General features: G+C 41.9%; 10 protein-coding genes. 5 read left to right on the forward strand and 5 right to left on the reverse strand.

The window, feature by feature from the left end; all coding sequences use genetic code 11:
* Nucleotides 1-9: 9 nt before the first annotated feature.
* Nucleotides 10-1,599 carry an acyl-CoA synthetase MbcS gene (gene mbcS, locus CKV71_RS01110; RefSeq protein WP_095102948.1) on the reverse strand — a complete coding sequence of 530 codons (1,590 nt, stop codon included), beginning with the start codon at nt 1,597-1,599 and terminating at the stop codon, nt 10-12.
* A 625-nt stretch (nt 1,600-2,224) separates the two neighbouring features.
* Nucleotides 2,225-3,718, reverse strand: a complete 1,494-nt coding sequence (nhaC, locus tag CKV71_RS01115; protein WP_095102950.1) for a Na+/H+ antiporter NhaC — start codon at nt 3,716-3,718, stop codon at nt 2,225-2,227.
* 344 nt (nt 3,719-4,062) lie between these two features.
* Between nhaC and CKV71_RS01120 the strand changes: the two genes are divergently transcribed.
* Nucleotides 4,063-5,001 carry a PPK2 family polyphosphate kinase gene (locus CKV71_RS01120; RefSeq protein ID WP_095102952.1) on the forward strand — a complete coding sequence of 313 codons (939 nt, stop codon included), beginning with the start codon at nt 4,063-4,065 and terminating at the stop codon, nt 4,999-5,001.
* 379 nt (nt 5,002-5,380) lie between these two features.
* On the opposite strand, the gene CKV71_RS01125 is transcribed toward CKV71_RS01120, so the two are convergent.
* The 3 genes from CKV71_RS01125 to CKV71_RS01135 all read right to left on the reverse strand — a co-directional run bounded on the left by CKV71_RS01125 (nt 5,381) and on the right by CKV71_RS01135 (nt 7,702).
* The gene (locus tag CKV71_RS01125) at nt 5,381-6,166 is read right to left on the reverse strand and encodes a hypothetical protein (protein WP_095102954.1); all 786 of its coding nucleotides are present in this window, start codon (nt 6,164-6,166) and stop codon (nt 5,381-5,383) included.
* A gap of 83 nt (nt 6,167-6,249) precedes the next feature.
* Nucleotides 6,250-7,272, reverse strand: a complete 1,023-nt coding sequence (locus CKV71_RS01130) for an SDR family NAD(P)-dependent oxidoreductase (protein WP_095102956.1) — start codon at nt 7,270-7,272, stop codon at nt 6,250-6,252.
* Nucleotides 7,273-7,444: 172 nt separating this feature from the next.
* Complete coding sequence (locus CKV71_RS01135) at nt 7,445-7,702, reverse strand: hypothetical protein (protein ID WP_095102958.1); 258 nt, start codon at nt 7,700-7,702, stop codon at nt 7,445-7,447.
* Nucleotides 7,703-7,966: 264 nt separating this feature from the next.
* Here CKV71_RS01135 and CKV71_RS01140 point away from each other — a divergent pair, with 264 nt between their 5' ends.
* The 4 genes from CKV71_RS01140 to CKV71_RS01155 all read left to right on the forward strand — a co-directional run bounded on the left by CKV71_RS01140 (nt 7,967) and on the right by CKV71_RS01155 (nt 13,990).
* Nucleotides 7,967-8,986, forward strand: a complete 1,020-nt coding sequence (locus tag CKV71_RS01140) for an amidohydrolase family protein (RefSeq protein ID WP_095102960.1) — start codon at nt 7,967-7,969, stop codon at nt 8,984-8,986.
* A 123-nt stretch (nt 8,987-9,109) separates the two neighbouring features.
* Nucleotides 9,110-9,946 (forward strand): alpha/beta fold hydrolase, encoded by an 837-nt coding sequence (locus CKV71_RS01145; RefSeq protein WP_095102961.1) that lies wholly within the window; start codon nt 9,110-9,112, stop codon nt 9,944-9,946.
* 354 nt (nt 9,947-10,300) lie between these two features.
* The gene (locus tag CKV71_RS01150; protein WP_095102963.1) at nt 10,301-11,083 is read left to right on the forward strand and encodes a poly-gamma-glutamate hydrolase family protein; all 783 of its coding nucleotides are present in this window, start codon (nt 10,301-10,303) and stop codon (nt 11,081-11,083) included.
* A gap of 360 nt (nt 11,084-11,443) precedes the next feature.
* Nucleotides 11,444-13,990 carry a YfhO family protein gene (locus CKV71_RS01155; protein WP_231917534.1) on the forward strand — a complete coding sequence of 849 codons (2,547 nt, stop codon included), beginning with the start codon at nt 11,444-11,446 and terminating at the stop codon, nt 13,988-13,990.
* Nucleotides 13,991-14,045: the final 55 nt, after the last annotated feature.

The raw sequence follows: 14,045 nt of genomic DNA on the forward strand, positions 1-14,045 counted from the left end.
GTCTATCAATTACTCATGCTCACGATTATATTTTTCCACTTCAGCTTCACGCAACTCAACACGACGAATCTTGCCAGAGTTTGTCTTCGGCAAATCCTCGACAAACTCAATCGCACGCGGATATTTATACGGCGCAACATCGTATTTCACGAAGTGCTGAAGCTCGCGTACTAATTCGTCGCTCGCTTCATAGCCATCTTGCAAGATGACAAACGCTTTTACAATATTACCGCGCAATTCATGTGGACTTGCGACAACTGCCGTTTCCTTCACAGCAGGATGTTTCGTTAATGAGTCTTCAACTTCGAACGGTCCAATCGTATAACCAGAACTGATGATAATGTCGTCTGCACGGCCTTCGAACCAGAAGTAACCATCTTCGTCCTCTTTAGCACGGTCGCCGGTTAAGAAATAATCGCCGGCTACACGCTCTTGAGTACGTTCAGGATCTTTAAAGTAACCTTTAAATAACGCTGGTAAATCGACAGGTACTGCAATATTGCCGACTACACCATTTTCAACAGGTTGACCTTCATCATCGACAATCAGCACACCGCTGCCAGGAATAGCTTTCCCCATTGAACCAGGGCGTCCAGGAACGTCTTTTAACAAACCAATCAATAAAGTACTTTCAGTTTGGCCGTAACCATCGCGCACCGTAATATCAAACGTATCTTGGAACTTCTCAACCACTTCTTGGTTCAACGGTTCGCCAGCAGACACCGCATCATGTAAATGCGATAAATCATAGTGGCCTAAATCTTGCAATTTCGCCATAATACGATACTCAGTCGGCGTACAGCACAACACATTGATTTGATAATCTTGAAGTAGTTCAAGGTATTTCGTGCCGTCAAAGCGTCCGTTATATACAAACGCAGTAGCGCCAGAAGTCATCGTAGACAAGAAAGGACTCCAGACCCATTTTTGCCAACCAGGCGCAGCAGTAGCCCAGACAATATCATCCTCATGAATATTCAGCCAATGTTTCGGCGCCATTTGCATATGCGCATATCCCCAGCCATGCGAATGCACAACAGCTTTAGGATTGCCAGTTGTCCCAGATGTATAAGGTAAGAACGCGACATCATCACGATCCGTATCAGCAATCTCAAGCACATCACTTTGCGACTCGACATCCTGATCTACATCAACCCAGCCATCCTTCTGACCGCCGATAATAAATTTCATCAAATCATCATACTCATCAACACCGTCAAACTCATCCGCACCAGCAGCAATAGATAACACCGCATCCACTTCGCCGTGCGTAATACGATACTGCAAATCCTTCGTACGCAACATTTCAGAAGCCGGAATCAACGCTACACCTAACTTCAACGCCGCAATATAGACCTCATACGTCTCAATACTGCGCTCCATCTTGATGAGCAACGTGTCACCCTTCTTCAAACCATGCTGCTTAAACAAATTCCCCATACGGTTAGACTTGCGAATTAAATCCGCATACGTTACCTTCGTCTCATTACCCGCATTATCTTCAAATATAATCGCAACCTTCGACTCATCCTGCGCATACTTTTCAATCTCAGAAACAATATTGAAACTACGAGGTGCGACCAAATCCGGTTTGTTCATCTTACAAATCCTCCTATCAAAAACACAAATTTCCAATTCACGAAAAAAGAATACCCCTTCATTTTAGCAATCTTAAAACCATATTATAAGTAAAGACTCTTTGCCCCTTGCGGGAAAACGCTTTCTTCTACACATTTATATGACAAGTAGCCAAACAGCGCCAGATAAGTGCAGAAGAAAGCTTCGGCCGAGCCATTGTAGCTTCACAAAACGTTCATCCATATCCCGATGTGCATCAAGACGTGGAGGCGCTCTTCGAAGGCGCCTAGAAAGCGACGGCCAAATAAAGAAGAGCCTCTGCACTGACGTGCAAGAGACTCTGGTATGTTGAAGAGGATTTAATAGACGGGCTTTCGAAAGCAGGTTGGTAATAGACGGGCTTTCGAAAGCAGGTTTCTCGGCAATAAGTGCGAAATTCACTGAAGACTGAAGAACGTCTTCTGTTCATTTCTCCTTATTGCTCGCAACCTAAACGCTTTCTCAAGCACCTTTTTTAATATACGGGCTTCAAAGTGCAGGTTCTTCGGCAATAAGGCGTAAATCGCTGAAAATCACAGAACGATTTTCGCTCATTACTTCTTATTGCTCAGAACCTAACCGCACTTTTCCGCACCTTTTTTGCACCTTACACTAAATCTGCGTCTTTAGGCAGGGCTGCCTTTTTTCCGACATCCGCACCTTTTTTATCTTCTTTTGGCAGTTTAATAATCTTGAAGCCGGTATAAGCAAAGATGATTGAGATAATCGGTACTAAGAAGTTCAAGATAGCGAACGGTGCATATTCAAAGACTGTCACACCAAGCGTTGAAGCAATGAATACGCCACATGTGTTCCAAGGAACGAAGACGGACGTCAGTGTGCCCCCATCTTCTAAAGCACGAGATAAGTTCTTCGCATGCAAGCCTTTCTCTTTGAAAGCATCTGCATACATACGTCCTGGTACAATAATTGAAATGTATTGTTCAGAACAAGTGAAGTTTGTACCGATACAAGATACGATAACAGAAGCAATCAATGAACCAGTGTTTCTCGCAAACTTCAAGATTACATTGATTAATGCTGATAACATACCTGAATATTCAAGTACACCACCGAAAGTCATAGCGACAAGGGTCAAGGAAATCGTGTAGAACATCGATTCCAAACCACCACGGTTGAATAATTCATCAACCATTTTATTACCAGATTCCATTGTATAACCAGTTTGCAATGCAGTCATTGCATCAGTTAATGAACCGCCTTGCACAAAGATTTGCGCAAAGAAACCTAATACAATACCGACACAAATCGCTGGAATCGCCGGAACTTTAAAGATAACTAACACAATAACTGCCAACGGAATCAATAACAACCAAGGTGAGATGACAAAGTTGTCTTGTATAGTTGTCAAAATTTTCTCAATATTTTTAGGGTCAAAGTGCTTATTACCAAAGCGCTGACCTAAGAAGAAGAACGTAATAACAGTAATGACAAGCGCTGGAATCGTTGTATACATCATATGTTTAATATGATCGAACAAATCTACATTCGTTAAACCAGAAGCCAAGTTCGTTGTATCAGATAGAGGACTCATTTTATCACCGAAGTACGAACCGCAGATTACTGCACCTGCAATCATACCAGGAGAAATCCCCATACTAATACCGATACCCATGGAAGCTACCCCCACAGTAGCCATCGTCGACCAAGAACTTCCGATTGCCAGAGCAACGATACCACATAAAATTACGACTACTGCCAAGAAATAACGCGGATCAATCAATTGCAGACCATAATAAATCATCGTCGCAACAACGCCGCTGCCAATCCAAGAACCAATAATCAAGCCGACCAAGATGATAATCACAATCGCCGGCAAAGCATGCCTGATCCCTTTATACATCATCTCCTCAACCTCATCGAACTTATAACCATGCAACATCGTGACACCAATCGCTACAGCAGTCCCAATCATCAACGGAATATGCGGTTCCTTCTTCAAGACCGCCACCGTAAATAACATTGCCGCGATCATAATCCCCAATGTCAATACCGATGCGCCAACCCCTAATGGCTTGTGCTGCTTTTCAACAGCTTCCTTATTCTCTACATTTGCATTCTTCTCTTCCTGATTTTGCATAACATAAACCACACCCCTTATGTTTGTTTAGTGTAATCATACATAATAAAGAAACCGCTTTCAACACTTTTCCCAAGCTAAATTGCCTATCTAATTACTAGGAAATGTATTTTCAGAAAGAACAGTGTCAACACTGAAAAGGCTACAAACCCCATAGCATCAAGTCTTTTGATTATTCTGAAAAATTATTTTTAAATCTATTTTGACACCTTTTTCACTCCCAAAAAAAATTAAAAAAATTTTGAGAGAAGAAAAATTCAGAAGAGATTGCGCACACCTTCACTTTAACGTGCTATCAGAATGAGGTGCAAAACGCTTTAGTACGCTAATAGGAAGAAACTGGAATGTTTAAAAAGTCGCCGGAGTGGAACTTAATCATAAAATACTTAGCACGAGATAAGAGAGGAAGATACATCTTGGATATTAATATCAATGATTATAAAGTTCCCGTACAAAAAGAATTCAAATTTAAAGATTACCCGCACCAAGTCAGCACACAAGAGAATGAGACAGAACTTCGCGATGAAGTTATTCCGGAACTGGTCGATTTATTACAAGACTTACATTTGAAATTATTTGCAGAAGAGAAAGACGGCATCATGGTGGTATTGCAAGCTATGGACGCAGCCGGCAAAGATGAGGCAATCAGCTATATTTTTTCAAATTTGAATGCACAAGGTCTGAAAACAACTTCATTCGGACAGCCGAGCGAAGAAGAGGAGAAACACGACTACCTATGGCGGTTGCATCGTGGCAAACCTGAACGCGGAGAAATCTCTCTGCTCAACCGTTCTTATTATGAAGATGTGATTGTCACACGTGTACACGATTTATTAGGAGAAGAACATAAAGATCAAATTAAAGACGACACGGATTTGTGGAAGTTACGCTATCGCCAAATTAACGACCATGAGCGCTATTTAGAAGAAAACGGGTTTCATACTATTAAATTCTTCTTCAATATGTCAAAAGACGCACAAAGAGACAGATTGCTCGAACGCATGAAAGATCCGAAGAAGAATTGGGAATTCTCATTTAATGATGTCAAAGAACGCCAACATTGGGACGATTACCAAGAAATCTTTCAAGATATGATTAACGAAACTTCTACCTCATGGGCGCCGTGGTACGTCTTGCCTGCAGATAATCCGTGGTATGCACGCGCAGTCATTACCAAAGTCATGATAGAAGCCCTAGAAAAAATTAATCCGCAATTTCCTGAATTTACCGCAGAAGAAAAAGCAGAATTAGATAAATATATCGAACAATTGGAGAATGAGTAGGGGAAAAAGCGAGGACCGGAACATTAATTTGTCCTGGACCTCGCTTTTGGAGTTTATTTTATGGAAATATTTATAGGTTCGGGCAAAACTGTATAGGCGCGTTCATGTTGCCTATACAGTTAGAGGTCAAAGTGTCTAGGCGCGTTCATGTTGCCTATACAGTTACGGTCCAAAGTGTTAAGGCGAGCTCATGCCGCCTATACAGTTTTAAGCCAAAGTGTCTAGGCGAGCTCATGTTGCCTATACAGTTTCAGGCCAAAGTGTCTAGGCGAGCTCATGTTGCCTATACACTTCCACGCTCGCCGCGCCCCTCAACCCATCATGCCATCAACCTCGCAGTACAAAGCAACTCGACCATCCCGAACCTACCACACACCAACTACTCCACATCATCTAAAATAGCCGTAATCCAGTGACCGAACTCACAAGCTAGATGCCATTGATGCGCTTTAATCATAGAATCTGGTACCATGCTTGGAAATTCAACTAAAGCTTTGAAGCGAAAGCCGTCATTTTCTTTCTTCGCCTGATGACGCATACCGCCAATCACATGACCTTTCTTATCTTTTGCGGCGCCAGCCAATTCCACAGGATAATCCGTAGATTTACGGGATTGCAAACCAGTCAAGTCGCCATAATGCGCATAGAAATGCGTAGGAAGCGGTGAACCGCCAGTCGTTTCCAAGACCTCTTGAATCGTCGGCGTTAAACCAAGCAATACATAATGATCCGGGTTCGAGCCCACATTAATTGCGTCATGTGCATCACTGCGGACCATCATTACCTCCGTAATTTTGTCCATAACTTCTTCAGGACTCAATTTACTATGAGGTACATAAATTTCCGTAATACTGAACTTTCTCTTGCCACGCGCAAATTTCGCCGCAAATCCCGAAACCGTATCACCAATCTGGCATCTGCGCTCCAGTACACGACGCAAGCGGTCAAAGCCCATATCCATCTTAATACGGACCAACTCAGCATTTAAAGATTGAATATCTTTATTCGCAATCCATTTAGAGACTTGCGGACTCACATCAGCATCCGTATGTTTTTGGAAAAATTTAAAGTTCTTCTTCAAGCGTTTGAACTCCCACTCATTGACTTCTTCAACAGGGACTTCATGACCATTGATAGAAAAAAGCAATCTATCACCATTAATCATTTAAAACGCCTCCTCTCTGTTCTGCTTAAAATATCTATATTACTGTAACATATCCGCTCGAAAATTAGTATACCCATATCAACTTAGATAAGATTATACTTTTTCAAACTATCCGTCGCATTTAAAATCGCAGTTTCTTGATCAGCAATCGGCGTCCAGCCCAGTACCTCTTTCGCTTGTTGATTACTAATATTACGATTGATTTCCAACAATAATTTGGCTTCCTTCGCACGTTTACTGAACAGCGCACTCATTTTCAGTACGAAATCAGGCATCACATGTGTACTCACACTTTCAGACACCTCTGGAAGTTGCGCTTTCAATAACTGCGCAATTTCCGGCATCGTAATCTTGCCATCTGCACTCACAATAAAACGCTTGCCTGCAGCTTCCTCTACCTTCATCGCCAAAATATGAATCGCCGCCACATCACGCACATCCACCACATTTAAAGCAATATTCGGCAATCTGCCCGCACCATTCGTCATATACTTAATCGTTTCGAAACTCCCGGACATATGCTCATCCAGCGACGGACCGAAGATAGCCACAGGATTAATCGTCACCAGCTCCATATCCGTCTCAGAATTTTCCATAAATTGCCAAGCCGCTTTTTCCGCCAGCAACTTAGACTTTTCATATACCGATAAACCAGGTTGATTCTCCTGCGTCCAATCAGCTTCCGTTGTCACACTGGACTGATCCAAATTACTGAAACCGACTGCTCCGAAATTAGACGTCATCACCACACGTTTGACCTCCGCATCATCCGCAAACTTCAACACTCGCTGAATCCCTTCCAAAGCAGGGCGGATGACCTCATTTTCATCCTTAACCTTGCCGAAGAACATCGGCGAAGCCACACTCATCACCACATCAATATCCTCCATCGCAGCCTCCCAATTCTCATCACTCGACAAATCAGCCACCACGAAACTTAAATTTTCCGTAGGGACTCCGTTATCATTCAACGCATCCAACACTTGGGGTTGCTTCTTCAACGAACGCAACGTCGTACGCACCACATAACCCTGCTTCAACAACTCCGCCACAATACGCAATCCTAAGAAACCCGAACCGCCAGTTACCAACACATGATTTTCCATTCCGATATCCTCACCTTCAAAGTCATTTCTCTACTACATTCCCGAATTACCCAGAAATATTTTTCAGGAAAAGAAAAACTTGGAAAGAGGGAGAAGCAAAGAGTTGCTCCAAACAAAAAAGACTCACCAGGAAATCCCTAGCAAGCCTGTAACTGTTCTACGTGAAACACTATTATTGAATTGTGACCACTATCATCATTAATATACCGATCAGCGATAAAGCTTTGTGACGCTTCCAGATTGTTACGACAATACTGCCGATTAATAAGAGGCGGACACCTTTGAATAATAGCATGTGCTGTGCTGCTTCAAATAAATCTAAACGATTTAAGAGCGTTAAACTCACTAATAGACCCAAACTGACCCAAATTAAAATATATGCAATCCTTAAATAAGCGGGGGCCTGGGCACGACTGTGTTGTGTCTCCATCCGTTTACCTCCAGGTTGTATTCAACTGCTATATCATCTATATTTCGAACTTAATCATATTAAACTGTGTTCAGTTATCGAGAGTACGCTTACACTAAAGATATAAGATTCTATTAGATATTGCAATATAAATTTTTAAATAGTAGCTAAATAGGTTCGAAATTTCATCTAAAATTAAACCTAAATGGGTAGAAAAATAAAAGATTCAAACACTCAATAAAGGGAAAGCATTATTGATAATTTAATTGAAGGGAGGATGTAGAAATGCAAAGTATTACTACAGAAGAACACTTTATACTGAAAGATGTACAAGAAAAAATGATGCAACTTACTCATCCAGATCCAGACGGCGTACCGTTGAAGACCATGTTGGCAGCCTTAGAAGAAAAAACTGGATTTGCGCATGAAGACGATTTAGATGAACATAAAAAACGCATGAAATTCATGGATGATAATGATATCCGTATGCAAATTTTATCATATGGAAACAATGCGCCTTCTAATTTAAAAGGTGAGGAGGCCATTGAATTATGTCGCTTGTGTAATGATGTATTACATGAATATGTAGAATTACGTCCGACACGTTTCCAAGGATTTGCGGTGTTGCCGATAAATGATCCAGAAGCGGCAGCAGAAGAATTCCGCCGTTGTGTGAATGAACTCGGCATGAAAGGCGCATTAATTGCAGGACGCGGACAAGACGGTACTTTCCTCGACCATCCGCAATACGAACCTATCTTTAAAGCGGCTTCAGAATTAAACGCACCGATTTACTTGCATCCAGCGCCAGTGACACCTGAAATTTATCAAGCTTATTATGACAGTCCTGCTTATGACGATGTGACGTCCGCAACCTTTGCTTGTTTCGGCTACGGGTGGCATACAGATGTAGGTATCCATGCAGTGAGACTCGTGCTCTCAGGACTTTTCGACCGTTATCCGAACTTAGAAATGATTATCGGACATTGGGGCGAATTTGTACCCTTCTTCTTAGAACGTATAGACCAAGCGCTCTTAACTAATAAGTTAGAACAGTCAATCAGCGAGTATTTCAAACAGCACTTCTACATCACACCAAGCGGTATGTATACGAAACCGCAATTTGATATGGTCCGCCATTATTTCGGCATCGATAAGATTTTATATGCCGTAGACTATCCCTATATTAAGCCAGACAATGTTTCGACGTTCCTAGACATATTAGGTCTAACAGAAGAAGAAAAAACTAAAATTGCATACAAGAATGCTGAAAAACTGTTCAACATTGATACAGAACAAGATTAAACAACATACTTGCATGAGCAATATACAGGAAAAGGCGTATGATAAATGAGACAATACATCTTACTACTAACCGTAAAGCAAGCATTAACGAATAAACACCCAGTAAAGTGAGGCACAAAAATCATGGAAACATTACAATTATCGGGCGCAGACGTCCGTTATCATAAAGTCGGCAAAGGACCGGTCTTAATTTTGATTCCTGGCGCAAATGGCACAGGAGATATCTTCATGCCACTTGCACAACAACTTGCAGACCATTTCACAGTTATTGCCGTAGACCGTCGCGGTTTCGGCCAAAGCACTTTAACAGCACCGCTGCCAGCAGAAGTTTCAAGCCCGGACAGCCAATACCGTGTGAAACGTGATGCACAAGACATCGCAGAAATTGCCAAACACGAAAGCGGCGACACACCTGTTTACGTCTTAGGTTCAAGTTCAGGTTCAATTGTGGCCATGCACGTTTTGAAAGAACATCCAGACGTCGTGAAGAAAATTGCTTTCCACGAACCGCCGATTAATACTTTCTTACCAGATGCAAAATACTGGCAAGATAAAAATGCAGAACTTGTAGAAGTCGAAGAAAAAGACGGCATGCCAGCCGCAATGAAAGTATTCTTCGATGACTTAAATGTGGCACCGATCGACCGCGAAATGATGGGCAATTCATCAAACGATGACGAAGAAGTCTCAGCACAACGCGTTCAAGAAATGCAGAACTGGTTCATGTACGAAATTCGCCAATACACATCATCAGACATTGCTATCAAAGACTTGAAACCCTACACAGACCGCATTACACTCTTGAACGGTACCGATTCACGCAATTCCTTCCCACAAGAAGTCAACGAATACCTTGCGAAAGAACTCGGCATTAAAATTGTGGAAATTCCAGGCGGCCACCTAGGCTACGTCCAAAAACCAGAAGGCTTCGCGAAAGTCTTGTTAGAAATCTGGGGATAAAAGAAAGACTGGGAAAGCAACTTTCCTTTCATATAGAAGAAAAGGCACTGCACCTCCTTTGATAGGAGAGGCAGTGCCTTTTTATATAATTCATCTTTAAATCCACTGCTCCGCAATTCTATCAAGCTTGATAGAAAATATACACAAACATAAAAATGTAGAATTACTTCCGCGAATTATGATTAATTCATTTTAAATAAGGAATAGCATTACTAACAAAGATAATAAATAGAGAGAACGTTAATATAAAAAAACTACTGTTTTATAAGCTTTGTTGTATAGCTTACTAATTTATTACGAAGGGGTGCAAATTACTATAAGCAATTAATCTTTAAACAAAGCGGGGAACTTGATATGATGAATATTATAAAAAATCCATTAGTCTTAACGTTAGGGGTGTTTACCATCGGAATTTTAACTTTTTTCGCCACTTCACCCAAATGCCACGCGGTTGATAAATACAAGTCAATGACGGATCTGCAACAACATACTACAGAAGGTAAAGATTGGCAGATTCATACCAGTGATGAAAAGAATAAAACAGTAGTGATGGCTCCGCATGGGGGCGGTATTGAACCTGGAACTTCTGAAGTTGCACGAGAAATTGCAGATAAAAGTAAATCAGGATATTATTCTTTTTCAGCAATCAGACCAGTCAATAATCAACACCTTCATGTAACATCTGCTAATTATAATGAACCGAAAGCAGAGCAGATGGTCGGCCAATCAGACCGCACCGTATCAATTCATAAAACAGCACGCGAAGGTCGAGATGCTTATATCGGCGGGCGTGACCAAGCATTGCGCAATAGCATTTCTCAATCACTTACTAAAGAAGGCTTTAATGTAGGGGAAGCAACGGGGAATATTGCCGGACAGAATCCGCGAAACATCGTTAATCGTAATCGAAATGGTGCAGGTGTCCAAATCGAAGTATCTAATAAGGCGGTCAGAAGCTTTTATAAAGATGGCAACGTGTCGAGACCGGCACGTGAGAATACCAATAACTATACATCGCGCATGCATGCCTTTACGACTGGCGTAAGTAATGGGTTGCAGCAACAATCACAACAATCGCAACCACACCCACACAACAACAATAACTCGGCCGACTCACCCGCAACACTCGAAATCTAAACCACGCCACACTTAAACATCACAAACGCCTAACACCCAATAACGATATACAGAACTCAACTCAATAGCACACCAAAACGCTGGATACCGCCTATTTCCAGCGTTTTTTCTATGTAAAATATTTCAAGATTTTAAACGTTTTACGCACATAAATATGTCTTTTGTTATATCACGATTACAAACATAAAAAGACGATTAAGAATCATGAATTTTACTGCATCGCACTAGAATTTGTAGTATCGTGGCGGTGGTGAAAAACCTACCCTAAATTAGTAACGAATCGAAGGAGGCACCCCTGTTATTAAACATTTAAAGCCAGGATTCAAACAATTTTTATGGATACTCCTACTCAGTATCGGAGTGACCACACTTATTTTTATCCCTTTTTTCATTCAAACCTTTCACAAAGGCATTGCCTTTAGCGGAAAAGGGGACGGCTTTACCCAGCTGATTCCATTTCAAAAATATTTATACCACCAATACACCGATTTTAAGAGCTTCTACGATATCGGCTTTGGTTTAGGCGGCGATTATACCAAAGGGTTGTCCTATTATTATGCGACTTCGCCCTTGTTAATCATTTATTTCTTCATCATCAAGCTCGGAGAAATATTGTTCCAGTTACCGACAGACAGCATTAAATTCTGGGCAGCCAATCAAGTAATTATCGCCTACATAAGAGCAGTATGCACCTTTATCACGAGCTACTATTTATTCAAATATCTTAATCCGAAGCGCCAATTTGTGATATTAGCGACCTTAATGTACACCATTTCTGTCGTCACGATTTATTATAATTTCACATTTTCCTTCTTCGGAGATGTCGTGATACTCTTACCGCTCTCGCTATACGCCATGGAACGCTTCTTCAGAGAACGTAAAATCGGCTTATTCATCATCGCCATAGCCATCACGCTCTTTTCGAACTTTTATTTCGGCTATTACGAGTTCATTATTCTCGGCATCTACTTTGTCTATCGCATTCTTTTTCCATATGAAAAAGACATTGTCAGTCGCGCCCAGAAAATCTACCTGCTCATTATAGCAGCAGTGCTCAGCCTGATGATCGGCAGTATCGGCTTCTATAATGGTGTCTCTGCCGTGATGGAGAATGACCGCCAAATCAACCCGAATTTGAAACTGTCATTCCTCATCGATTTCCAAGAAAAATATCATATCTTCTCTAATGGATTCTATATTACGATTTCCATTGTGACCTTCGTGGCGCTCTTAGCGTTCAATCTATACAAACATTATTTCTACCGCTTGTTCGCAGTGCTGACTTGGATACTGCTCATCGGCTCATTAACGCCATATTTCGACAGTTTCTTCAACGGCTTCTCATTGCCCGCGAGAAGATGGGTGTACATTCTGAACCTGACCTCCAGCGTTCTGATTGCACTCTTCATCCAGCGACTTGCCGAAATATCGATGCGCCGCTATCTAATCACAGCCATTCCCTGCGCAGCGATTATGGGCATCATGTATCTCGCCTATGACGGCCACATGTCTTGGATGGGGGCCACACTGGTCATCATGATTTTCATAGGAATCCTTTTATGGCACAAAGAATGGCTGAATCACAGGTACACCATCGCTATATTTATCGCCCTAATCTTCATCCAACAGGCACTCATGATTAAGAACTATCACGACACACACATGTACATCTACGAACGGCCCATTGCCTCAATGGATAAAGATAATTACCATAGCGCCGCCTTGCAGAAGAAATTTAATCACATACAGCACCAAGATCAACACGACCCATTCAACCGTATCGAATACCTGTCATTCTCAGCCCTGAACTCGCCCTTGATTTACGGCTATCGCGGCATCTCGCTCTACTCCAGCCTGTTCAACGGAGACATCCTGAAATATTACGACCACACCATGCAGATTGCACAGCCGATAGATAAGAACAGCACCTACCGTCTACTCGGGAACCGCGCGAACTTAATGGCCCTGTGGGATGTGAAAGATCGCTTCAAGAATCCGCCCGATGACAATATTCCTTACGGGTTTGAAAAGAAAGACTTGGTGAGGGGGACGCACAATGAGTACCAACACTCCGAAGATACCATCCACTACCCAAGTGCGCACATCACACAGAAAGTATATGATAATAAATCCTTGAAGACACCGATAGAACGCGAACATGCCATGTTGAAAGGCGTGGTGCTGAATGATATAACGACGACTAACAAAGACGTGGAACATAATATTAACTATAAAGATGATGTGGAGGCAGAAGCGGACGATGCACATTGGAACAAAGCCAAACATACTTTAAAGGTCAATGGCAAGAACGGCGGCATCGACTTCAAAGTACCGCATAAAATTGCGGACAAATATAAAGACCTCTACTTTGAATTCGACCTCGAGTTGCAAGCGCCGAACAAACCGCATCACGTAGCACTCAACGAATATAAACAAAATCGAAATTCACTCGAGTATTCTTATAGACGACCCGTTTCGCCGATTACCATGCGCATGAAATCCAACGACAATGTCCATCTCAATTTATCGAAAGGAATGTATAGCTACAAACTCAAAGGTATCTACGGTGAAGATTATCAAGCACTCAGAACCGCAGCCAAGAACGTCGACAAAGTGAAAGTGCAAGAAACACGTCACGGTTACCGCATTACCAAACATAAAGATGACCATGGCTACCTCGTCTTGCCAGTCCCTTACGTAGACGGCATGCAAGCAACCGTAGATGGTCATAAGACAGCAGTACAGAAAGGCAACGGTATCCAAACCGTCATTCCAGTCAAGAAAGGCCAAGAACATATTGAACTCTGGTATGCGAAACCACACATGCTCTTGTTGAGTGTTGTAACAATCGTCGGTATCATTGGCGCATTCATCTTCACACGTTATTTGCGGAAAAGGAAAAATTGAAGGGAGCAGGATAGAATAATATTTGGGATATGTGCATTTTTTATTGAGATAGGCA

Origin of the sequence: Staphylococcus piscifermentans (assembly GCF_900186985.1) — a bacterium.
Taxonomy (GTDB): Bacteria; Bacillota; Bacilli; order Staphylococcales; family Staphylococcaceae; genus Staphylococcus; species Staphylococcus piscifermentans.

Bases quoted from the DNA above. Each gene is read 5' to 3' on its own strand.
- mbcS (WP_095102948.1), bottom strand. From the start codon at position 1,599: ATGAACAAACCGGATTTGGTCGCACCTCGTAGTTTCAATATTGTTTCT.
- nhaC (WP_095102950.1), bottom strand. From the start codon at position 3,718: ATGCAAAATCAGGAAGAGAAGAATGCAAATGTAGAGAATAAGGAAGCT.
- CKV71_RS01120 (WP_095102952.1), top strand. From the start codon at position 4,063: ATGTTTAAAAAGTCGCCGGAGTGGAACTTAATCATAAAATACTTAGCA.
- CKV71_RS01125 (WP_095102954.1), bottom strand. From the start codon at position 6,166: ATGATTAATGGTGATAGATTGCTTTTTTCTATCAATGGTCATGAAGTC.
- CKV71_RS01130 (WP_095102956.1), bottom strand. From the start codon at position 7,272: ATGGAAAATCATGTGTTGGTAACTGGCGGTTCGGGTTTCTTAGGATTG.
- CKV71_RS01135 (WP_095102958.1), bottom strand. From the start codon at position 7,702: ATGGAGACACAACACAGTCGTGCCCAGGCCCCCGCTTATTTAAGGATT.
- CKV71_RS01140 (WP_095102960.1), top strand. From the start codon at position 7,967: ATGCAAAGTATTACTACAGAAGAACACTTTATACTGAAAGATGTACAA.
- CKV71_RS01145 (WP_095102961.1), top strand. From the start codon at position 9,110: ATGGAAACATTACAATTATCGGGCGCAGACGTCCGTTATCATAAAGTC.
- CKV71_RS01150 (WP_095102963.1), top strand. From the start codon at position 10,301: ATGATGAATATTATAAAAAATCCATTAGTCTTAACGTTAGGGGTGTTT.